Genomic DNA, 22,129 nt, shown 5'->3' on the forward strand with positions numbered 1-22,129 from the left:
TTGTTGATTTAATTTATATTGAAAAGAGTTTAATCCAAACTAAATGCTCGAATATAAGGAAGTTTTCCTTTTTCTAGCATTTCTTGAATGCCACTTTGATGGTCATTGCTGCCTAAACCTCTTAATTCTAAGGTTATGCCAATGCTATTATCATAAATAATTTCATTACGTGTTTGGTTTTGGTGGTTTGTGACATTGCGTTTTACACCAACACCTGCAGCCCAACAGCAACTGTTATATTGAATGCCTAGATATTGTTCTACAGGTTTGTTTAAAGCCAAATCTTGATAATAGCGTCCTACTACAGCCCAATTATTGGCAATTTCCCAGCCTACAACCAATCCCACTTGTTGGATATCTTGTTGATAAGCGTTAGCCGATTTACCCAAGTTTTGGTCAATATATTCTTGGTTAGAGTATCGATAATTTAACTGAATTAAATTATTTTTTTCAGGATTATATTCTAGTGATGTATTCGCTAATGATGTTGAATTGGTATGGGTATCAAATTGATAGCTACCACGCCAATGCCATTTATCACTAATTTTCCAATTAGATTCTAATGCCCAAGCAGATGATGAAGTCGGGGTTTTATTTGCTGGGTTTTCATCAATACGAGAATTACTTAAGTAATAAATTTGACCGGCTGATAAATTAAAGCGTTCTTCGCCATCAATATCATAAAAATGCGTTGTACCACCCAAGGTAACTTGATTCGCCGATGAAATTCGGTCTAAACCACTATAACGGTGATCGCGGAATAGCGAATAGTAATCTTGTTGTACTAATGCTGAGTCGTAACCAAATCCTAAATATTCATTATTAAGTGTTGAACCAATATTGCTTTGATTTCGGTAAGGACGATATAAATACTGTACGTGCGGTTCAAAAGTTTGTGTATAGTCTTTTAAGAACTTTGTATCACGCACTAATACGCTTTGTAAATCAACTTTAAATTGTGGAATAACTCGATTTACAGTTTTTTGTACGTCCTCTGCATTTTTTCCTGAACCTTTTTTCTGCTCGTAGCGAGTCGCATAAAGTTTCGTTTCAATATTCAAACTGCCGTATTTATTTGACATTAAAGAATTTAGGCTAGGCTCTGCATGGAAACGCCATGCAGTTGGCATCAATTCACTGTCATTATCAAAACGAACTGCTTGTGAATGTAATTTGAAATTTAACCATCCATTCGCCAAATCATATTTGTGATAGTTGAAATCTAATTGTGGTACTGCACGGTAAGGGCCGATGTTTACAATATCATCAAAAATTTGGAACTGACGTGCGGAAAGAGAAAAATTATAATTGGGTTGGTAATAGGCTATACGAGCATATTGGTTCGCATAACCATCTGTACTGCGTCCATAAATAGAATCAAAATCGTTGAAATAACGTTTATCGCTTACTCGGGTGTAATCAATATTTAGACGCCAATTTTGTAAAAAGCTAGAATTGTGATTCCAATAGAACAAATGACGTTTTCGATTATCACTAGCATATTCAGAGTAACGATCCTTACCTAAATATTCTCCTGCCACTTTACCTTCACCAATAGAGGTTAAATAGCGAAATTCCCCATTTGCTTGCCAACCACGGCGAGACATATATTTCGGGGTAAAAGTAAGATCATAATTAGGAGCGATATTCCAATAAATTGGTTGTGCATACCAAAGACCATCTCGGCTAGATGTTCCCGCGCTTGGAATCAATAAACCAGAACGACGACGATCTCCAATGGGTAATTGTAAGTAAGGGGTATAAAAGACGGGAACGCCATGCACTTTGAAACGAGCATGCCACATTTCAGCATATTCTTCTTTCACGTATTGACGGATTTCTGACGCATCTACTGCCCAAGCATTGTCACCGTGCAAACATGACGTAAAGGTGGCATTTTTCATTACTCGATAATTATTACTTAGCGTTATATTATCAGCTTTACCACGTCCTTGACGACCGACAAATTCATATTCTGAATTTGTTAAATTGCCATCGTGACTATCTAAATTAAATTCCGCATCTTTACCCAACATATTGATCTGATTATCTTTATAATCAAATCCATTGCGGACATAAGCCATACGCAAAGGCGTTGGCTGGTTTCCAGATTGTTTTACCTGCACAGATTGTGCTAACAAATGGCGATTGCCTTGTTTCAAATCTACATTACCTTGATAGGTAGCATCATTTGGCTGATTAATTTCTGCATTATCCGCTTCAATATATACAGGCAGAGAATTCACATCACCCGTCACGACTTCACCTCTAAATTTTGGCACGCCCATTAAACATTGTTCATGCAAATCCGCCAAACTTTGTTGGCTATAAAGTGCGGTCAAAATAGCAAGTGAAATTAAAGTGTGTTTTTTATTCATCGTCTTGTTTTAATTTGTCAGAAAATTGGTCAGATTATACTGGAAAAAGCGCAAGGCGAGTAATATTTTTCAAGAAGCGATTAATAGAATATCCACTGGATTATAATTAAATTTTTTGTCTATTGAACCATCAATACGCCAAGACAGCCCATATCTTCTAACATTAAATTCGATACTCCAAATAAGAATGGGTAGTTGCCAGAAGATACTTGATCAAATTTCACTAAAATTTGAGTTTTGTTTTTTACCCAAACTGTATCTTTCCAAGCTAATTCTTCTGCTTGAAATTGATGTTCTCCTTGGCTTTCCACCACAAATTTGGCACCTTGAATAGTAAATCCAACAGGTAAACTTGCATTTAAAATCCAGCGTTCAATGGTGCCTTTACGAGCCATAACATCAACCTTGCGTGGGTCAAAACGTCTTTGGTTTATTAAACCGTTTGTGACATCAATATTAAATTCTCGAGTTTGTGCAACGGCTTGTTGTAACATTGCTGGCGCATCCGTTTCGAAAGTTAGATTCGGTTGTTTATTAAATGCTGACATTTCTCCCTTGGCACGCAATTCAAGGACGGTGTTATCTGCCAGTTCATCGCCTGAGAACAACATATTTTTAATTTTGTCGTACAAGCTACGTTTACTTCCGCTAATGAGAGATACGTTGTCAATTTCATTCATATTAACGAGTATTTCTGCACGTTCTCCTGGAGAGAGAACCAAAGATTTGACCGATTTAGCTTTTGGTAAGAAACCTAAATCTTGTGCAATAAGCAGCATTTCTTGATCATTATCCAAGCGTAAATCATAAGCGCGAGCTAATGAAGCATTTAGCAAACGTAAACGAATCCAACCCCGTGCGACATCTAAATATGGTGCTTCAATACCATTCACTAATAAGCGATTGCCTACAAAGTGCGGTTGATTTTGTTTGAATAATTGGAGGCCATCATTGTTAAATTCCATATCTTGTAAAATCAATGGAATGTCATCTACGCCGTATTTATTGGGAAGATTCGCTTTTAGGCTTTGTTCATCTTCAATTAACCACATTCCAACTAAGCCACGATAGGTTTGATAGGCGGAGTTAGCTAATGTCGCAGAACGATACCAACAGCTTGCTGCGGGCTGTTCAATAGGCACGATGGGTGCCCAAGACTCGCCTTTTTTGAGAACTCGAGCTGCCCCGCCAAACAGTTCGCCTGATGCTTGTAAACCTTGAATAGATAAAGCAACTGATTGTGGCAAATTGTTATGATAGTTAAGTTTGGCAAAGCTACCTGATTTGATTTTAATGGTAGGGCCAAGATAATTACCGTTGAATCCCCATACTGTGACATTGTGTGAGCCATCTAACGGATAATTCATTTCCTGCATTGTTAATACAATCGGGCGACCTCGGCGAACTTCAATTAGTGGCGGCACAACTAGTTTTTCACGGCTTGCCGCTAACAATGGTGCGGGCACTGTGGAAAGTGCGGTAGAAATCGCAGCTGTTTTTAATAATTGACGGCGGGAAAGGCGTGGCATTTTAGTTTCCTTTTGCTATCTCTTCATCAAGTTCGGCAATGCGTTTTTCCATTAGATCATGACAATAAGCCGCAAGATCTCGAACATTGTCTTTGGTATAGCCTGAAACATCAATCGGCTCCATTATTTCGCAAATCACTTTGCCATTATCCCAACGATTTAAATTAATTTTGTTATGGGTGGTTGAACACACCACTGGAATAATCGGTACACCTGCTGAAATTGCCGCATGAAATGCACCCGTTTTAAAGGGTAATAAACTGCGGCCACGACTGCGAGTGCCTTCTGGGAACATCCAAATAGATAAATTATCTTCATTAATTCTTTGTGCGAGTTGCGACATTGTACTGTGTGCTTTTGTGCGGTTTTCTCTATCCAAGAAAATATTGCCCGTTACCCAATATAAAATGCCGAAGAAGGGGATCCAAATTAAACTTTTTTTACCCACGCTTACTGTACGAGGTTGCACCATATAAGAGATTGTCACCATATCATAATTATTTTGATGATTACCGATATAAATGGCACGGCCAATCTGCTCTTGATTTTGAGGAACACGATGTTCTACTTTTAAGCCAAAAAGTGGATATAAGCGTCCAAACCAACGTGCAACAATGCCTACGTTGCTTGGATTTTTAAAGCGGATAAAAGAATAAATCGTACCCAGTATACAAATTAGAATACAGCAGATTAATACGAGGAAAATTCGAAGTAGTTTTAACATAAGGATGCCCTATACAAAATTTCGTTAAAGTATAGCAAATTCGATCTCAATATGTGCTAATCTAAACAAAAATCGTGGAATTTTTATGAAACATAGCTATTTTATTTCTGATTTGCATTTAAGCGAAACTCAGCCAGAATTGACCGCACTTTTTGTCGATTTTATGCAGAATCTTGCACCACAGGCTGAACGGCTTTACATTTTGGGTGATCTTTTTGATTTTTGGATTGGTGATGACGAGCAGTCTACATTGATTCAACAAGTTAAAGATTTAATTAAGTCTGTAAGTAATCAAGGTGTGCAATGTTATTTTCAGCACGGCAACCGTGATTTCTTGATTGGCGAACGTTTTGCGAAAGATACAGGTGTTCAGCTTTTTCCTGATTATCAATTAATCACACTTTATGATAAAAAAATCTTACTTTGTCATGGCGATACGCTTTGTATTGATGACGTGGCTTATCAACAATTTCGCCGTAGAGTTCATCAAAAATGGCTGCAGCGTTTGTTTTTGTGCTTGCCATTAAAAGTGCGGCTGAAAATTGCGGAGAAAATTCGGGCAAAGAGTAATCAAGATAAACAAGCCAAATCGCAGGAAATTATGGATATAAATCAAGCCTTCACGACAGAAAAAGTACAAGAGTTTGGAGTGAATTTATTAATTCACGGACACACACACCGTGAGGCGATTCATCAACAAGCAGGATTTACCCGAATTGTATTAGGGGATTGGCGAAAAAATTATGCATCAATTTTAAAAATGGATGAAAGCGGAGAATTTGGTTTTATTAAAGATTAGAAGTGCGGTAAAGCAAAAACTCGTTATTTTACTTAATGATACTAGAATAATATTTATCCATAAAATCGCACCTAAAAGCTGGCGGATAAGCCCAACTTTTAGATACAGATAAAAAAGTGCGGTTAATTTAGGATTAGTTTTCTTTCGGTAAGCGAAGCAATGCGTAAATTAATCCTCCCCACAATAAGGTAAGGGCTATGATCATCATAATAATTGCGCCAGTAGTCATTTTATTCTCCTTTAGTTTCATCAATCGTTAATTTGGTTTCGCTTTTCCATTTTAAGCGAGAAAGGAAGAATGCCACGACAAGTAAGCTAATCGACATCCCCCAACCAAAGGTGTTTACAAACCAGTTTGGATAACCTTCGTAACCTTCAGAGAAGACTTTTGCCCCTTCACTGAAAAGCATAAATGCTAAAACACCACTCGTTAATACAATGCATAAACGCCAGAAGAAACCCACTTTGAAAGATGACGTTTCGTTTAAGTGATTACCCAATAAACCGAGTTTTTCATTTGCCACAATCGCAATTAAAGAAGCAAATGCTACGGCAACGATACCGAAATAGTTCACGAATTTATCGAACACATCTAACATTGGTAAGCCTGTTGTCGTGCCGAATAAGATGACAGAAACTAGCATCATTGGTACACCCACGATGAATGTTACTTTCCCACGGCTAATACGAATTTTATCCTGAATTGCAGAGATAATAACTTCAATTACTGAGATGAATGAAGTCAATGCGGCAAAGGTTAATGAACCGAAGAACAATACACCTAATACTTCACCAAATGGTGCTTTGTTGATGATTGTTGGGAACGCAAAAAATGCTAAACCAATTCCGCCTTTTGCTACTTCGCTGACTTCTTGACCTTGCGCCGTTGCAATAAAACCTAATGCTGCAAATACGCCGATACCCGCTAACACTTCAAAGCTACTGTTAGCAAAACCTACAACCAAGCCACTTCCCGTTAAATCGGATTCTTTTTTAAGATAAGAGGCGTAAGTTACCATAATCCCAAAGCCGATAGAAAGAGAGAAGAAGATTTGTCCATAAGCGGCAATCCACACACTCGGGTTGGATAATTTTGTCCAATCTGGTGTAAATAACGCATCTAAACCTTTTGCTGCACCTGGTAAGAATAAGGAATAAATCACAAGTGCCATAAACATCACAACAAGCACTGGCATTAATATAGAGGATACCTTAGCAATTCCTTTTTGGACGCCCATAGAAAGTACGCCTAAGGCAACAATCCACATCGCAATTAATGGGGCGGTTACCATACCAACAAATTCAAAGCTGATACCGTTTTTAATATCGCCCATTTTTAAAAATTCGCCGATGAAGAAATCGATTGGTTTATCGCCCCACGCGCCAGTGAAAGAAAAGTAAGTGTAGCTGGCTGCCCAGCCTAATACTACAGCGTAGTATAATCCGATGATGACATTTACCATCATTTGCCACCAGCCAAACACTTCAAAGTGCGAGCTAAAACGACGATAAGAAAGTGGCGCGCCACCACGATGACGGTGACCAATTGCATAATCTAAGAATAAAAGAGGAATCCCTGCGGTTAATAATGCAATAAGGTAAGGGATAATAAATGCGCCACCGCCATTTTCATAAGTGGTGTAAGGAAAACGCCAAATATTACCAAGACCGACGGCAGAACCAATTGCTGCCAGAATAAATGCACGACGACCAGAAAAAGTCTCACGCTTTTGTGCTTTTGGGGCTGAGTGAGCCATAAATTATCCTATGTAAAAAAATGAAAAGAGTTTCAATATAATGAAATCTAATCATCAGTCAATAAATAAGCCAAAAGAGCGGTAAAAATTAATGAATTTTTTAATAAAAAGAACATAAAACATTCAAAGCAAGCCAATTTTCACCGCACTTTTTTCGTTTTTTTTCGCGCCAAGCCCTACCAATGACTCGAAATTTCGCTACAATGCTGAACTTATCCCAAAATAAAAACAACAGGAAACAAACACAATGACAGGTGCACAACTCATCATGGAGTGCCTGAAAGCACACCATGTCACGACTCTTTTCGGCTATCCAGGCGGTGCAATCATGCCAACCTACGATGCCCTTTATGATGCAGGTTTAGATGCAATTAATCCAAATGATGATGTGTATATGGGAATGATTGGTATGCATGGTACAAAAGCTGCTAATTTTGCCGTGCAAGAAAGCGATTTATTACTTGTATGCGGTGCGCGTTTTGACGACCGTGTAACTGGTAAACTCGATACTTTTGCGCCTCATGCTAAAGTGATTCATTGTGATATTGATGCAGCAGAAATCCATAAATTACGCCGTGCAGATGTTGCATTACAAGGGGATTTAATCCAAGCACTAAATGCACTCAAACAAGATCTTGATATTGAACCTTGGCGTGAACAAATCAGAAATTTCAAAGCAAAATTAGATTTCACTTATGTTGAAAATCAAGGCAATCGCCTGATTGATCCTTGGGCATTACTCAACAGCCTATCTAATCGAAAACTAAATAATGCGGCACTCAACCGATTATTAAACAGTAAAACAGCCTATTTATTACAAGTATGTATTCCACCTGATGAATGTGTATGGCCACTTGTGCCACCGGATGCATGTAACGCGGATATGGTAGAGGATATGAATTAATGAATGAATATAAACTTGAACTCGTCGCTCGCCATCGTCCTGAAGTACTAGAACGCATTTTACGCGTAGCACGCCACCGCGGATTTACCGTTACAACAATGGACATGACACTCATTGAAACCCAAGTGCGGTTAAAAATCACTGTAAAATCTGACCGCACTTTTGATCTATTAGTGAATCAATTGGCAAAATTGCCAGATGTAAACGAAATAAAATAAGAATTAAGTGCAAGGCATTGCACGCTACTCTAACAAAATTTTACTCGGAGAGATTATTTATGCCAAAACTACGTTCAGCGACTAGTACACAAGGTCGTAATATGGCAGGCGCACGTGCCTTATGGCGTGCAACAGGAATGAAAGAAAATGACTTTGGTAAACCGATTATTGCGGTGGTGAACTCTTTCACTCAGTTCGTACCTGGGCATGTGCATTTAAAAGATATGGGACAGCTTGTTGCCGCAGAAATTGAAAAAGCAGGCGGCGTAGCAAAAGAATTTAACACCATTGCGGTGGATGATGGTATCGCGATGGGACACGGTGGAATGCTTTATTCTTTACCAAGCCGTGATTTAATTGCTGATAGCGTGGAATATATGGTCAATGCGCACTGTGCTGATGCGATGGTATGTATTTCCAACTGTGACAAAATCACTCCGGGAATGTTGATGGCAGCAATGCGCTTAAACATTCCAACTATCTTCGTTTCAGGCGGACCAATGGAGGCTGGCAAAACTAAACTTTCTGATCAATTAATCCGCTTAGATTTAGTTGATGCGATGATTGAGGCAGCCGATCCAAATGTGTCAGATGAACGTATTGATGCCATTGAACGTAGCGCTTGCCCAACTTGTGGTTCATGCTCAGGTATGTTTACCGCCAATTCCATGAACTGCTTAACTGAAGCCTTAGGTTTATCTTTACCAGGCAATGGTTCTATGTTGGCGACCCATGCTGACCGTAAAGAATTATTCTTAAAAGCAGGGCGTCAAATTGTTGAGCTTTGCAAACGTTATTACGAACAAGATGATGTAAGCGTATTGCCTCGTTCAATCGGTACTTTTAAAGCCTTTGAAAATGCTATGAGCTTAGATATCGCGATGGGTGGTTCAAGTAATACTGTTTTACACTTATTAGCGGCAGCACAAGAAGCAGGCGTAGATTTTAAAATGGAAGATATTGACCGTTTATCGCGCAAAGTGCCTTGTTTAAGCAAAATTGCACCAAACACCAATAAATACCATATGGAAGACGTACACCGTGCAGGCGGCATTATGGGATTGTTGGGTGAATTAGATCGCGCTGGATTAATTCATAAAAATACACACACCGTGCTTGGAATGAGTATGGGGGAACAACTAGACCAATACGATATTATTCGCAATCAAGATGAAGAATTACATAAATTCTTCCGTGCAGGCCCTGCTGGTATCCGTACAACTCAAGCATTCTCACAAGATTGCCGCTGGGATAGCGTCGATAATGATCGTGTAAACGGTTGTATTCGCAATAAAGAAAATGCGATTTCACAAGAAGGTGGCTTAGCCGTATTATTCGGTAATCTCGCTGAAGATGGATGTATCGTTAAAACCGCAGGCGTAGATGAATCTATTTGGAAATTCACAGGCACTGCAATCGTATTTGAAAGCCAAGAAGATGCGGTTGCAGGCATTTTGGGTGGCAAAGTTAAAGAAGGTCATATCGTTGTTATCCGTTACGAAGGCCCTAAAGGTGGACCTGGTATGCAAGAAATGTTATATCCAACCAGCTACTTAAAATCGATGGGCTTAGGTAAAAAATGTGCTTTATTAACGGATGGCCGTTTCTCTGGTGGTACATCAGGCTTGTCTATTGGACACGCTTCGCCAGAAGCTGCCTCTGGCGGTGCAATAGGCTTAGTACGCGATGGCGATATTATCAACATTGACATTCCAAACCGTGCAATTAACTTAGAAATCAGTAATGAAGAACTCGCAGCACGCAGAGCTGAACAAGATCAAAAAGGTTGGCAGCCTGCTAACCGTGAACGTGAAGTATCTTTCGCATTGAAAGTATTCGGTCACTTTGCCACCTCAGCGGACAAAGGTGCGGTACGCGATAAAACATTATTAAAATAATTTAACGGTTCCCCTTCCTTCATAAGAGGGGGATAAAACAAAGGAAAAACTAACCGCACTTCATCATCAAAACAAACACTATGAAAAACCTACTCACCAATTCTCAACCTTCTCAATCAGATTATATCAATGCCATTGTTAAACTTGGTTCACGCGTATATGAAGCAGCGCAAGTGACCCCTTTACAAAAAATGGGAAAACTTTCTGAACGACTGCACAATAATATCTGGGTCAAGCGCGAAGATCGTCAGCCAGTAAATAGCTTTAAACTACGCGGTGCTTACGCAATGATTTCTAGCCTTTCAGCAGAACAAAAAGCAGCAGGCGTAATAGCGGCATCTGCAGGTAACCATGCGCAAGGCGTGGCATTATCAGCGAAACAATTAGGCTTAAAAGCATTAATTGTTATGCCACAAAACACCCCAAGCATTAAAGTGGATGCAGTGCGTGGATTTGGTGGCGAAGTGTTGCTACACGGAGTTAATTTTGATGAAGCGAAAGCAAAAGCGATTGAGCTTTCAAAAGAAAAAAATATGACATTTATTCCTCCATTCGATCATCCATTAGTGATCGCTGGACAAGGCACTTTAGCGATGGAAATGCTACAACAAGTGGCAGATTTGGATTATGTGTTTGTACAAGTCGGCGGCGGCGGTTTAGCTGCAGGTGTGGCAATTTTGCTTAAGCAATTTATGCCAGAAATTAAAATCATCGGTGTAGAATCAAAGGATTCTGCATGCTTAAAAGCGGCTCTTGATAAAGGCGAACCAACAGATTTAACTCACGTTGGATTATTTGCCGATGGCGTTGCCGTAAAACGCATTGGCGACGAAACATTCCGCCTATGCCAACAATATCTTGATGATATGGTATTGGTCGATAGTGATGAAGTGTGTGCAGCAATGAAAGATTTGTTTGAGAACGTTCGTGCTGTTGCAGAACCATCTGGTGCATTAGGTTTAGCCGGTTTGAAAAAATATGCGAAACAAAACCATATTGAAGGCAAAAATATGGCGGCAATTTTGTCTGGCGCAAACTTGAATTTCCACACATTACGTTATGTATCTGAACGTTGTGAAATTGGCGAAAACCGAGAAGCTTTATTAGCCGTGAGCATGCCTGAACAACCCGGTAGTTTCTTAAAATTTGCTTATGTATTAGGTAACCGAGCTGTAACCGAATTCAGTTATCGTTGTGCAGATGATAAACGTGCTTGCGTGTTTGTTGGGGTAAGAACGACAAATGAGCAAGAAAAAGCAGATATTATTGCAGACCTCACTAAAAATGGTTTTGATGTTGAGGATATGTCTGATGATGATATTGCGAAAACGCATGTTCGCTATTTAATGGGTGGTCGTGCAGCCAATGATAATGAACGCTTATATACGTTCGAATTCCCAGAGCAAAAAGGTGCGTTATTAAAATTCTTGGAAACCTTGCAAAATCGTTGGAATATTTCATTATTCCATTATCGTGCCCACGGTGCGGACTATGGAAATATCCTTGCTGGTTTCCAAATTGAAGAACACGAACAAGCAGAATTTGAACAGACACTTGCCCAACTCAATTATGTTTTTGAAGATGTAACAGAAAGCAAATCTTATCGTTATTTCTTACGTTAATCTTATAAAAAAGGCGTGATATTTTTCACGCCTTTGTATTATTCAAACTCTAATTCCACCGCACTTTCGCCAAGTAAATTCACCAATTCCGTCAGAATTTCATCTGTTGGAATAATTGACCATTGCACGCCCAAACGTAACAACGCACGACCTTTCGGACTTTGATAATACACGTTAATCGGCAAGGTTCCACCACTCACTGGCTCAAGTAATGCTTTAAGTTGTTTAATGAAACTTGGTGTAATTTGATGCTCAGAAAGACTAATAGCTAAGGATTTGACATAACGAGAACGTGCTTCGTCTAAGGTCATTAACTCTCGCACCGCCATTTTTAATCCGCCAGAAAAATCATCAAAGCTCACTTGCCCTGATGCAACCACAACGGTATCTTTTTGTAACTTCTCACCAAATTGCTCTAGGCTTTCGCCAAATAATGTTAAATCTAAGCGACCAGAACGATCGTCTAATGTGGCAATGCCTAAGCGATTGCCTTTTTTTGTGATTGCAATTCGTGATGAGACCAATAATCCCGCCACAGTGCTAATTTGTCCACGGCGATTTGGTGCAAGATCTTTCAACCTTGTCGATGTGTAATGGGAAAGTTCTTTCAAATAACGGCTAACAGGATGGCTGCTTAAATAAAGCCCCAAGGTTTCTCGTTCGCCATCAAGAATTTGTTTTTCAGTGTAAGGTGGTGTATTAGCATAGGCATTTTCCACTTCTTCATGGGTTTCAGTCAGCACACCGAACATATCCGTTTGTCCCATTGCTTCATCTTTCGCATGCTGATCGGACGCTCTAAGCGCATCTTCTAAATTCTTAGAAAGTGCGGCGCGATGTGGGCCTAATTTATCAAAGGCACCCGACATAATTAGGCTTTCAAAGGTGCGGCGGTTAATTTTTTTCAAATCTACACGAGCGCATAAATCGAATAAATCTTTGAAAATACCCCCTTCATTTCTTGCCGTCACAAGTGCTTCAATCGGGCCTTCTCCTACCCCTTTAATCGCACCAATACCATACACAATTTCGCCTTGTTCATTGACGCTAAAATGATGTTTACCAATATTAATATCGGGAGGTGTCACTTTTAAGCCCATACGTAAACATTCGTCGTACAACCCTACGATTTTATCCGTATTATCCATTTCAGATGTCATCACTGCAGCCATAAATTCCGCAGGGAAATGGGTTTTGAGCCAAAGGGTTTGGTAAGATACCAAGGCATAAGCCGCAGAGTGAGATTTATTAAAACCATAGCCAGCAAATTTTTCCACCAAGTCGAAAATCTTCATAGATAGCTCGCCATCAACACCGTTTTTCTCAGCCCCCTCTTTAAATACAGAACGCTGTTTTGCCATTTCTTCTGGTTTCTTTTTACCCATCGCACGGCGTAATAAGTCAGCCCCACCCAAGGTATAGCCAGCCAATACCTGTGCAATTTGCATCACTTGTTCTTGATACAAAATAATGCCGTAAGTCGGCTCAAGAATAGGTTTCAAACTTGCATGTTGATATTTTGCGTCAGGGTAAGATACTTCTTCTCGCCCGTGTTTACGGTCGATAAAGTTATCTACCATGCCCGATTGCAACGGGCCAGGACGGAACAATGCCACCAATGCAATAATATCTTCAAAACAGTCTGGCTGCAGACGTTTGATCAAATCTTTCATACCACGCGATTCCAGCTGGAATACTGCTGTGGTTTCGGCACGTTTAAGTAATTCAAAAGATTCAGGATCATCAAGTGGAATGGCGGCAATATCTACTCGAGGCTTGCCTTCACGCACCATACGAACATTAATCATATCCAATGCCCATTTTATGATGGTGAGAGTACGCAAGCCTAAGAAGTCGAATTTCACAAGCCCCGCATATTCCACATCATTTTTATCAAAGTGAGTAACTGGATGTAAGCCTTCATTATCACAATAGAGTGGTGAAAAATCAGTAATTAAGGTTGGCGAAATGACCACGCCACCTGCATGTTTACCTGCATTACGGGTCACGCCTTCCAGTTTACGTGCCATATCAATCAACGCTTGCACTTCTTCATCACTATCGTAAGCAGTCTGTAATTGCGGCTCGGCTTCAAATGCTTTGGCAAGGGTCATACCTGGATCTGGCGGAATCAATTTCGAAATACGATCAACGAAACCATACGGATGCCCCAGCACTCGCCCTACATCTCGAATAACCGCTTTCGCCGCCATTGTACCAAAGGTAATAATTTGTGATACCGCTCCACGACCATAGGTTTCAGTAACGTGTTCAATCACGCGATCGCGACCATCCATACAGAAATCCACGTCGAAATCGGGCATAGACACACGTTCTGGATTTAAGAAACGTTCAAAAAGCAAATCAAACTCTAGCGGATCTAAATCCGTAATTTTCAGGGCATAAGCCACTAATGAACCCGCACCAGAACCACGACCTGGACCTACTGGAATATCGTTATCCTTAGACCATTGAATAAATTCCATTACGATTAAGAAATAACCTGGGAACCCCATTTGGTTAATTACATCTAGCTCAACTTGCAAGCGTTCATCATATTTTGGTCGTTTTTCTAACCGCACTTTTTCATCAGGGAATAAAAAAGCTAAACGTTCTTCCAAGCCCCCTTTGGATTTTTGTACTAAGAAATCTTCTGTACTTAAATCGCCAGTTGGGAATTGAGGTAAGAAATATTGACCAAGACGCAAAGTGACACTACAACGTTGCGCAATTAATAAAGTATTTTCAAGAGCGGAAGGAATGTCAGCAAACAGCTTACACATTTCGTCTTCGCTGCGGAAATATTGCTGTGAGGTATAATATTTCGGACGTTTAGGATCGTCTAAAGTATAGCCATCGTGAATTGCTACGCGAATTTCGTGGGCTTCAAAATCCTCTGCATTCAAAAACATCACATCATTAGTTGCGACCAGTGGTAAATTACAACGTTCTGCTAATTTCAAAGCCGCTTGAATATAACGTTCTTCATTGGGGCGACCTGTACGACTTAATGCCAAATAAAAATGATCGGCAAAAAATTCTTGATAAAAAGCGACCGCACTTTCAATTTCGGCTACGTTTTCTTTCAACAATTTTTTACCCACATCGCCTTGCATTCCCCCTGATAAAATAATCACGCCCTCACGATGTTCAATTAACCAATCTTGATCAATATAAGGTAAATCGTTATAACCTCGTTGATAAGCCTTTGATAACAATAAAGTAATATTTTTATAGCCTTCATTATTTTTAGCCAGCAAAGTAAGATCAAAGTATTCATCGCCACATAATGGGCTTTTTACTTTTACATCAGCCCCGATAATAGGCTTCATACCCGAAGAAAGCATTTCGCCATAAAAACGTACCACACCACAAAAATTAGTAAAATCCGTTAATCCCATCGCGACCATTTCATTAGCTGCACAGGCTTTCACTAAAGGTTTCACTTTGACAATACTGTCAATCATCGAAAAATCTGTGTGCGTGCGAAGATGGACGAAACGAGGTTGGGATGACATTGAAAATCCTTAAAGTGCGGTTAAATTTTGCCGTAAATATTGGGGCGATATTATAGCGAATTTTTCAAACAAATTCCTACGATACAAATAGCGTTTCCAAATTAGCTCGGATAACCGATTGCGTGAATAAAAAATGTTAAGTAGATCAAAAAATTGATAATTAGCCGTTTTCATTTTGTTAGATTTCCGCTAGTCTAAGGGCGATTTTTTTATTTATTTCAACGAATAAGGGTAACGCTATGACAACACTTTTTGAGGTTGCACAACATTGGTTAAACCAAGATCCTGACGCAGAAACTCGTGCAGAATTAATCGCACTTTTAGATGCAGCAAAAGGCGGAGATAAAGCGGCAGAAGCAGAATTACATGCGCGTTTTGATGGTCGTTTACAATTTGGTACGGCAGGTTTACGTGGCCGTTTGCAAGCTGGCTCAATGGGGATGAACCGAGTTTTAGTTTCTCAAGCTGCTGGTGGTTTAGCGGAATATTTAAAAGGTTACGATAAAGAACCATCTATCGTAATTGGTTATGATGGTCGTAAAAACTCTGATGTATTTGCTCGTGACACGGCTGAAATTATGGCGGGTGCAGGCGTAAAAGCTTATTTATTACCTCGCAAATTACCGACTCCAGTTTTAGCTTATGCGATCCAATATTTTGATACCACTGCTGGTGTAATGGTAACAGCAAGCCATAACCCACCAGAAGATAACGGCTATAAAGTGTATTTAGGTAAAGCAAATGGCGGTGGTCAAATTGTTTCGCCTGCGGATAAAGAAATTGCCGCATTAATTGATAAAGTTGCGGCTGGCAATATCCAAGATTTACCACGTAGCGATAATTATGTGGTGTTAAATGATGAAGTGGTAGATGCGTACATTGCAAAAACTGCATCATTAGCTAAAGAGCCAGCTTGCGACATTAACTATGTTTATACCGCTATGCACGGTGTTGGCTATGAAGTTTTAAGTAAAACACTAGCAAAAGCAGGCTTACCACAACCTCACGTAGTAGCAGATCAAGTTTGGCCAGATGGCACATTCCCAACCGTGAATTTCCCAAATCCAGAAGAAAAAGGTGCGTTAGATTTAGCAATTAAAGTGGCAAAAGAAAAGAATGCTGAATTTATCATTGCTAATGACCCAGATGCAGACCGTTTAGCCGTTGCGGTGCCTGATACGCAAGGCAACTGGAAATCACTACACGGCAACGTAGTAGGCTGTTTCTTAGGTTGGTACTTAGCAAAACAATATCAAGGTAAACAAGGCACATTGGCTTGCTCGCTTGTTTCTTCTCCAGCACTTGCTGAAATTGCGAAAAAATATGGTTTCCAATCAGAAGAAACCTTAACTGGTTTCAAATATATCGGTAAAGTATCTGGCTTATTGTTTGGTTTTGAAGAAGCATTAGGCTATTTAGTTGATCCAGACAAAGTACGTGATAAAGACGGTATTTCTGCGGCAATCGTGTTCTTAGATCTTGTGCGTCACTTGAAAAAACAAGGCAAAACTTTAGCAGATTATGCTGATGAATTTACCAAAGAATTTGGTGCTTATGTGAGTGGACAAATCTCTATTCGAGTAAGTGATCTTTCAGAAATCGGAAAATTAATGACCGCACTTCGTAACAATCCACCAGCAGAAATCGCTGGCGTAAAAGTGGCACAATTTATCGACCATACTAAAACAGATCGTCAAAGCGATATCCTTGTATTCAACTTGGAAAATGGCGGACGCTTAATTGCTCGTCCTTCAGGTACTGAGCCAAAAATTAAATTCTACTTGGATGCACGCGGTAAAGATCCAAAAGATGCAGATCGCGTATTAGCAGAATTTGATGAAGGTGTTCGTCACATTCTTCGCCAAGATGCTTATGGCAAACAAGCTTGCTAATTAATCGCTTCTAAAAATAAAACGCACTTTGTAGAAAGTGCGTTTTTATTACTAACTTTTTTAGGTTAATCAAGCGTCTTTCTATTTTAATAAGGAATTATCGAGTGCCAAATCTTCATTTTTATTTACCCCTATACCACGTGCGATAACATTTTTGGCAATTTCGTGTGCATCTTCTAAGGAATGTTCCGTATAGCTTCCGCATTGATAGATATTTAATTCGGGAATAGCGGTTTGATCTTGTACACCTAAAACATCTTGCATTGAAGCTAACCAAGCCTCAGACACTTGCTGTTCATTTGGTGTGCCAATCAAAGACATATAAAATCCAGTACGACATCCCATCGGAGAAATATCAATAATTTCTATGCTATCGCCATTTAAGTGATCACGCATAAATCCAGCAAACAAATGTTCAAGTGTATGAATACCTCTTGGGGAAAGAATTTCTTTGTTTGGAATACAAAAACGTAAATCAAAAACAGTAATATTATCGCCTTTTGGCGTGCGCATCGTTTTTGCAATGCGTACTGCAGGCGCGTTCATTTTTGTGTGATCCACTTTAAAACTATCAAGTAATGGCATAAATTTTCCTTGTAAATCAGTTGGTTAAGAAATAATTTGAATAAATATTTCTTTTTTACAAATTTTAATGAACTTTATAGTAAGGTTCATTGTCTTATAGAACAAGCAACTTGCAGTTGTTTTAATAAAATTGGTTCCTTAGGTTATTGCCCCACATTTATTGTGGGGTTTCTTTTATACAAAAATTTTTATTTTGAACATTTTTAAAAAACTTTGAACTTTCTTATAAAGGCTTAGTCTTATAGTGCAAGCAACTTGCAGTTGTTTTAATAAAATTGGTTCCTTAGGTTATTTTCCCCACATTTATTGTGGGGTTTTTTCTTGCGCATTTTATAATAAGAATGGCGTACTAAAAAATAATAACGCAACATAACGAACCATTTTTCCCAAAAAGATAAAGAGGCTACTCGCTACAAAATTTAATCTTAACCAACCAGCTATGGCACAAAATAAATCGCCAATGACAGGTAGCCAGCTCAAAAGTAAAGCAATCGCCCCATAACGCCGTAGCTGATTTATTGCCCATAAAGTGCGGTAATTTTTGGGATCGAATTTTGGTATCCATCGCCCAATCCCGTAAGTAGTTAAACTCCCCAATCCATTGCCAAGCGTGGCGAAAAAAACGAGTGCCAATATATCTGTACTAAATAAAGATCCCAACACTAATTTAGGTACAGCAAGCGCAACAAATATAACTTCTGAATTACCTGGTAATACTGTTGCACTCAAAAACGCGCTGATAAACATAAGGCATAAGCTATTAGCCTGCCAAAAATCAGTACTAAAAAATGAAAAAATATCCATTATCTTGGCGAAATAATTTCTCGCGTGCGAACATCAAACACATCCATCCCCGCATTTAACCCCGCTTGCACGCCTAAATCCGCATCTTCAAATACGATACAACGACTTGGATTTGCTTGAATTAATTCAGCACAGCGTAAAAAGGTTTCTGGGTGCGGTTTATGCTCTTTTACATCGTTTGCACTGACAATGGCATTAAAGTAAGGTGCAATAGCCAGTTTATCCATCAACATATCAATAATTTTACGGTGTGAGCCAGAACCTAGAGCCATTGGCTTTTTCTGATGAAAATATTTAACAATTTCAAAGGTTGGTAATAACTTTGATTGAGTTGGTATAAGTTGATAAGACAACTCACGTTTTGCAGCAAGTACATCCTCAATTCTATCTAATGGCATATTCGCCGCTTTCATCATTTCCCCTGCAATAGTTTTAACCGTCGCCCCACCGAAGTTATACATAATTTGGCAATCAAATTCATAGCCAAATCGCTCTCCCACCATCGTCCAAGCCTGTGCATGCACGGGCATTGTATCAATTAAAGTTCCATCCATATCAAAAATCAATCCTTCATATGGATTGAACATTTTGTAATCTAACATTTTTACATCCTTACAAGTTTTTTACCATTTTGCTACAAAACTGTGATCTATGCACTGTTTTATTTTAGTAAAGTGCGGTAAATTAATGAACAAATTTTGAACTAACAAAAACAAATGCGGTTATTTAAGCAATTAGAACGTTGGAAAATTCGCAAGCAAATAAATCAATCTATTATTGATGTGATATTTCGTTTACGAGCTCGTTTAGCCAATTACTGGCAAGCGGATGTGAATACGCCTCAAGTGGATTTTATGCTGCTGCATATTGCTTGCAGTTTAGGTCGGATAGAACGGGGAGGTTGCGTTTCTCCGCTTTATTCAGAAATGCTAGAAGAAATTCAAAGTGCGGTCATTTTTCCACAAGTTTTAGCTATTCATCAAGATTTACTCAAATTAATGCCATTTTCCATTCCTGAAGCAGAACAAACTTATTTTTTAGTGAACATTCATTCTTTGGTTCTTGAACAGAAGCAATTGAAGTCTTTGAAATGAATTATGCGGATGCTTATTCAATTTATGGTATAAAAATGGAGATTGATTTAGTAAATAATCCATCAAGTTACTAAAAACATTAAGGAAATCTACCGCACTTTTAAGTAAAATAGCGCAATTTTCCAAAGAGATAATAAATATGAAAGCCAAATTAGTCAGTTTACTTGTGCAAGCAAATATAAAAATAAGCGATCAACAAATTCAGCAGTTGATTGATCTGGTCAATTTACTCAATAAATGGAATAAAGCTTATAATTTGACGTCGGTTCGTGATCCACAAGAAATGTTAGTCAAACATATTTTAGATAGTCTTGTAGTAAGTCCTTATTTACAAGGTGATCGTTTTATTGATGTGGGAACTGGCCCAGGTTTGCCAGGCCTGCCTTTAGCTATTATTAATCCTTCCAAACAATTTGTTCTTCTTGATAGTTTAGGTAAGCGTATCAGCTTTATTAGAAATGCTATACGTGAGCTTAGACTTACTAATGCAACCCCTGTTTTAAGTAGAGTAGAAGAATATCAACCTGAAGATAAATTTGATGGTGTACTCAGTCGTGCTTTTGCTTCACTAAAAGATATGACAGATTGGTGTCATCATTTACCAAAAGAAAATGGATATTTTTATGCATTAAAAGGGATTTATCAGGAAGATGAAATTAATGAATTGAATAAAAAATATACTATTCAAAAAGTGATTGAATTATCTGTTCCAGAGCTTATAGGCGAACGACATTTAATCGTTTTACGTTAAATAGTTACAATTTAGTAAAAAATTTCTAAAAGTGTGATTTAGTTAACGTTTTTCAGTGCTTTTTAAGTTGAATCTAATTTGATCAAATGTATAATTAGAGCGTTTTAAGGTTTTAAAAATGTCGAGAATTGTACAACAAGCGAAAGTTCAGTATCAAAAAGCTATTTTTATTGAAATAGTCATTATGCTGCTATTGGCTTGTTTTTTTGCTTTATGGCAAATGAAAAGTGCGTTTGATTTTTTATTCGGATTTCTTTCGGCATTAATTCCTTTCGGTGTTTTTGTGTATGTGGTTTTTTATAGAAAACAACATTTAGCCACAAAATTGACCGCACTTTATAAAGGAGAAGCAATAAAATTTGTTTTAACCGTTGTTTTTATTAGTATTTCATTTAAATACTTTTCGGTTACAAATTTTATTATTTTTTTTAGTGGTTTTTTTATTGCATTAATGTTGAATAATTTAGTTCCATTTTTGCTTCGCCGAATTTGATTTTTATACTTGTACTAAGGGTTTATTATGTCTGGACAAACAACATCGGAATACATTAGCCACCATTTATCCTTTCTCAAAACAGGGGATGGGTTTTGGAATGTTCATATAGATACGTTGTTCTTTTCTATTCTTGCTGCGGTTATTTTCCTATTTGTTTTTTCTCGAGTAGGGAAAAAAGCAACAACTGGCGTTCCAGGAAAAATGCAATGCTTAGTTGAAATTGTAGTGGAATGGGTTAATGGAATCGTGAAAGAAAATTTTCATGGTCCACGTAACGTAGTTGCGCCACTTGCATTAACCATTTTCTGTTGGGTATTCATCATGAATGCTATCGACTTAATTCCTGTTGATTTCTTACCTCAATTTGCAGGTTTGTTCGGTATTCATTATCTTCGTGCAGTGCCGACAGCAGATATTAGCGCAACTTTGGGTATGTCCATTTGTGTTTTCTTTTTAATTCTTTTCTACACAATAAAATCTAAAGGATTCAAAGGTTTAGTTAAAGAATATACGCTTCATCCATTCAACCATTGGGCGTTTATTCCTGTTAACTTTATTCTTGAAACGGTGACTTTATTGGCTAAACCAATTTCACTCGCATTCCGTTTGTTTGGTAACATGTATGCAGGGGAATTGATCTTTATTCTTATCGCTGTGATGTATTCCGCTAATATGGCCATTGCAGCATTAGGGATTCCGTTACATCTTGCTTGGGCTATTTTCCATATTTTGGTTATTACCTTGCAGGCTTTCATCTTTATGATGTTGACGGTTGTTTATTTAAGTATTGCTTATAATAAAGCAGATCATTAATCATTTTTTATTAACTGGCTCTAGGGCTAAAACTTAACTTCTATTGGAGAAAATTATGGAAACTGTAATTACAGCTACAATCATCGGTGCATCAATTCTTCTTGCATTTGCTGCATTAGGTACTGCAATTGGCTTTGCTATTCTAGGTGGTAAATTCTTAGAATCATCAGCTCGCCAACCAGAATTAGCATCTAGCTTACAAACTAAAATGTTTATCGTGGCTGGTCTTTTAGATGCGATTGCAATGATTGCTGTTGGTATTTCATTACTTTTCATTTTCGCAAACCCATTCATCGGTTTATTACACTAATCACCTTATTTGCTTATCAACGTAAAACAAGCATAGT

General features: G+C 38.5%; 20 protein-coding genes. 11 read left to right on the forward strand and 9 right to left on the reverse strand.

Annotated features, from left to right (window positions below; genetic code table 11):
• Nucleotides 1-29: 29 nt before the first annotated feature.
• From lptD to ACPT9C_RS02335, 3 genes are all read right to left on the reverse strand, one after another.
• Nucleotides 30-2,378, reverse strand: a complete 2,349-nt coding sequence (lptD, locus tag ACPT9C_RS02325) for an LPS assembly protein LptD (protein WP_118879891.1) — start codon at nucleotides 2,376-2,378, stop codon at nucleotides 30-32.
• A gap of 119 nt (nucleotides 2,379-2,497) precedes the next feature.
• Nucleotides 2,498-3,907: a multicopper oxidase domain-containing protein gene (locus tag ACPT9C_RS02330; protein WP_038440220.1), complete on the reverse strand. Its 1,410-nt coding sequence runs from the start codon at nucleotides 3,905-3,907 to the stop codon at nucleotides 2,498-2,500.
• Nucleotide 3,908: 1 nt separating this feature from the next.
• Nucleotides 3,909-4,631, reverse strand: a complete 723-nt coding sequence (locus ACPT9C_RS02335) for a 1-acylglycerol-3-phosphate O-acyltransferase (protein ID WP_118879890.1) — start codon at nucleotides 4,629-4,631, stop codon at nucleotides 3,909-3,911.
• An 85-nt stretch (nucleotides 4,632-4,716) separates the two neighbouring features.
• Here ACPT9C_RS02335 and lpxH point away from each other — a divergent pair, with 85 nt between their 5' ends.
• Nucleotides 4,717-5,430: a UDP-2,3-diacylglucosamine diphosphatase gene (gene lpxH, locus ACPT9C_RS02340; RefSeq protein WP_032824348.1), complete on the forward strand. Its 714-nt coding sequence runs from the start codon at nucleotides 4,717-4,719 to the stop codon at nucleotides 5,428-5,430.
• A gap of 133 nt (nucleotides 5,431-5,563) precedes the next feature.
• On the opposite strand, the gene ACPT9C_RS02345 is transcribed toward lpxH, so the two are convergent.
• The gene (locus ACPT9C_RS02345; protein ID WP_005648534.1) at nucleotides 5,564-5,659 is read right to left on the reverse strand and encodes a methionine/alanine import family NSS transporter small subunit; all 96 of its coding nucleotides are present in this window, start codon (nucleotides 5,657-5,659) and stop codon (nucleotides 5,564-5,566) included.
• Between the two features lies 1 nt (nucleotide 5,660).
• Nucleotides 5,661-7,187: a sodium-dependent transporter gene (locus tag ACPT9C_RS02350; RefSeq protein WP_118879889.1), complete on the reverse strand. Its 1,527-nt coding sequence runs from the start codon at nucleotides 7,185-7,187 to the stop codon at nucleotides 5,661-5,663.
• Nucleotides 7,188-7,434: 247 nt separating this feature from the next.
• Here ACPT9C_RS02350 and ACPT9C_RS02355 point away from each other — a divergent pair, with 247 nt between their 5' ends.
• From ACPT9C_RS02355 to ilvA, 4 genes are all read left to right on the forward strand, one after another.
• Nucleotides 7,435-8,091 (forward strand): thiamine pyrophosphate-binding protein, encoded by a 657-nt coding sequence (locus ACPT9C_RS02355; protein ID WP_050948800.1) that lies wholly within the window; start codon nucleotides 7,435-7,437, stop codon nucleotides 8,089-8,091.
• The gene (gene ilvM, locus ACPT9C_RS02360; protein ID WP_050948801.1) at nucleotides 8,091-8,309 is read left to right on the forward strand and encodes an acetolactate synthase 2 small subunit; all 219 of its coding nucleotides are present in this window, start codon (nucleotides 8,091-8,093) and stop codon (nucleotides 8,307-8,309) included. The genes ACPT9C_RS02355 and ilvM overlap by 1 nt, the downstream gene beginning before the upstream one ends.
• A gap of 59 nt (nucleotides 8,310-8,368) precedes the next feature.
• Entirely contained in the window at nucleotides 8,369-10,207 is a 1,839-nt protein-coding gene (gene ilvD / locus ACPT9C_RS02365) for a dihydroxy-acid dehydratase (protein WP_050948802.1), read from the forward strand.
• Between the two features lie 80 nt (nucleotides 10,208-10,287).
• Nucleotides 10,288-11,829 carry a threonine ammonia-lyase, biosynthetic gene (gene ilvA / locus ACPT9C_RS02370; protein WP_050948803.1) on the forward strand — a complete coding sequence of 514 codons (1,542 nt, stop codon included), beginning with the start codon at nucleotides 10,288-10,290 and terminating at the stop codon, nucleotides 11,827-11,829.
• 38 nt (nucleotides 11,830-11,867) lie between these two features.
• Here the strand turns inward: ilvA and dnaE are convergent, their stop codons facing one another.
• A complete protein-coding gene (gene dnaE / locus ACPT9C_RS02375; RefSeq protein ID WP_050948804.1) occupies nucleotides 11,868-15,347 on the reverse strand; it encodes a DNA polymerase III subunit alpha in 3,480 nt (1,159 codons plus the stop codon).
• Nucleotides 15,348-15,586: 239 nt separating this feature from the next.
• On the opposite strand from dnaE, the gene ACPT9C_RS02380 reads away from it, so the two are divergent.
• The gene (locus ACPT9C_RS02380) at nucleotides 15,587-17,239 is read left to right on the forward strand and encodes a phospho-sugar mutase (RefSeq protein WP_050948805.1); all 1,653 of its coding nucleotides are present in this window, start codon (nucleotides 15,587-15,589) and stop codon (nucleotides 17,237-17,239) included.
• A gap of 81 nt (nucleotides 17,240-17,320) precedes the next feature.
• Here the strand turns inward: ACPT9C_RS02380 and luxS are convergent, their stop codons facing one another.
• The 3 genes from luxS to ACPT9C_RS02395 form a co-directional block, all read right to left on the reverse strand.
• Nucleotides 17,321-17,824: an S-ribosylhomocysteine lyase gene (gene luxS / locus ACPT9C_RS02385; protein WP_050948806.1), complete on the reverse strand. Its 504-nt coding sequence runs from the start codon at nucleotides 17,822-17,824 to the stop codon at nucleotides 17,321-17,323.
• A 330-nt stretch (nucleotides 17,825-18,154) separates the two neighbouring features.
• The gene (locus tag ACPT9C_RS02390) at nucleotides 18,155-18,628 is read right to left on the reverse strand and encodes a YqaA family protein (protein WP_050848076.1); all 474 of its coding nucleotides are present in this window, start codon (nucleotides 18,626-18,628) and stop codon (nucleotides 18,155-18,157) included.
• Nucleotides 18,628-19,230 carry a beta-phosphoglucomutase family hydrolase gene (locus tag ACPT9C_RS02395; RefSeq protein ID WP_005666454.1) on the reverse strand — a complete coding sequence of 201 codons (603 nt, stop codon included), beginning with the start codon at nucleotides 19,228-19,230 and terminating at the stop codon, nucleotides 18,628-18,630. Before ACPT9C_RS02395 ends, ACPT9C_RS02390 begins: the two co-directional genes overlap by 1 nt.
• Nucleotides 19,231-19,344: 114 nt before the next feature.
• Between ACPT9C_RS02395 and ACPT9C_RS02400 the strand changes: the two genes are divergently transcribed.
• From ACPT9C_RS02400 to atpE, 5 genes are all read left to right on the forward strand, one after another.
• On the forward strand, nucleotides 19,345-19,722 hold the full coding sequence (locus tag ACPT9C_RS02400; protein ID WP_048946801.1) for a PRD domain-containing protein: 378 nt from the start codon (nucleotides 19,345-19,347) through the stop codon (nucleotides 19,720-19,722).
• Nucleotides 19,723-19,861: 139 nt separating this feature from the next.
• Nucleotides 19,862-20,473 (forward strand): 16S rRNA (guanine(527)-N(7))-methyltransferase RsmG, encoded by a 612-nt coding sequence (rsmG, locus tag ACPT9C_RS02405; RefSeq protein WP_021034464.1) that lies wholly within the window; start codon nucleotides 19,862-19,864, stop codon nucleotides 20,471-20,473.
• A gap of 118 nt (nucleotides 20,474-20,591) precedes the next feature.
• Nucleotides 20,592-20,966 carry an ATP synthase subunit I gene (locus tag ACPT9C_RS02410; RefSeq protein WP_050848074.1) on the forward strand — a complete coding sequence of 125 codons (375 nt, stop codon included), beginning with the start codon at nucleotides 20,592-20,594 and terminating at the stop codon, nucleotides 20,964-20,966.
• Nucleotides 20,967-20,993: 27 nt separating this feature from the next.
• Nucleotides 20,994-21,782, forward strand: coding sequence for a F0F1 ATP synthase subunit A (gene atpB, locus ACPT9C_RS02415; protein WP_005629251.1), 789 nt, complete (start codon nucleotides 20,994-20,996; stop codon nucleotides 21,780-21,782).
• Nucleotides 21,783-21,837: 55 nt separating this feature from the next.
• Nucleotides 21,838-22,092 carry a F0F1 ATP synthase subunit C gene (gene atpE, locus ACPT9C_RS02420; protein ID WP_005629249.1) on the forward strand — a complete coding sequence of 85 codons (255 nt, stop codon included), beginning with the start codon at nucleotides 21,838-21,840 and terminating at the stop codon, nucleotides 22,090-22,092.
• Nucleotides 22,093-22,129: the final 37 nt, after the last annotated feature.

Source organism: Haemophilus sp. HN_Hi16 (assembly GCF_049823435.1).
Classification (GTDB): domain Bacteria; phylum Pseudomonadota; class Gammaproteobacteria; order Enterobacterales; family Pasteurellaceae; genus Haemophilus; species Haemophilus influenzae_D.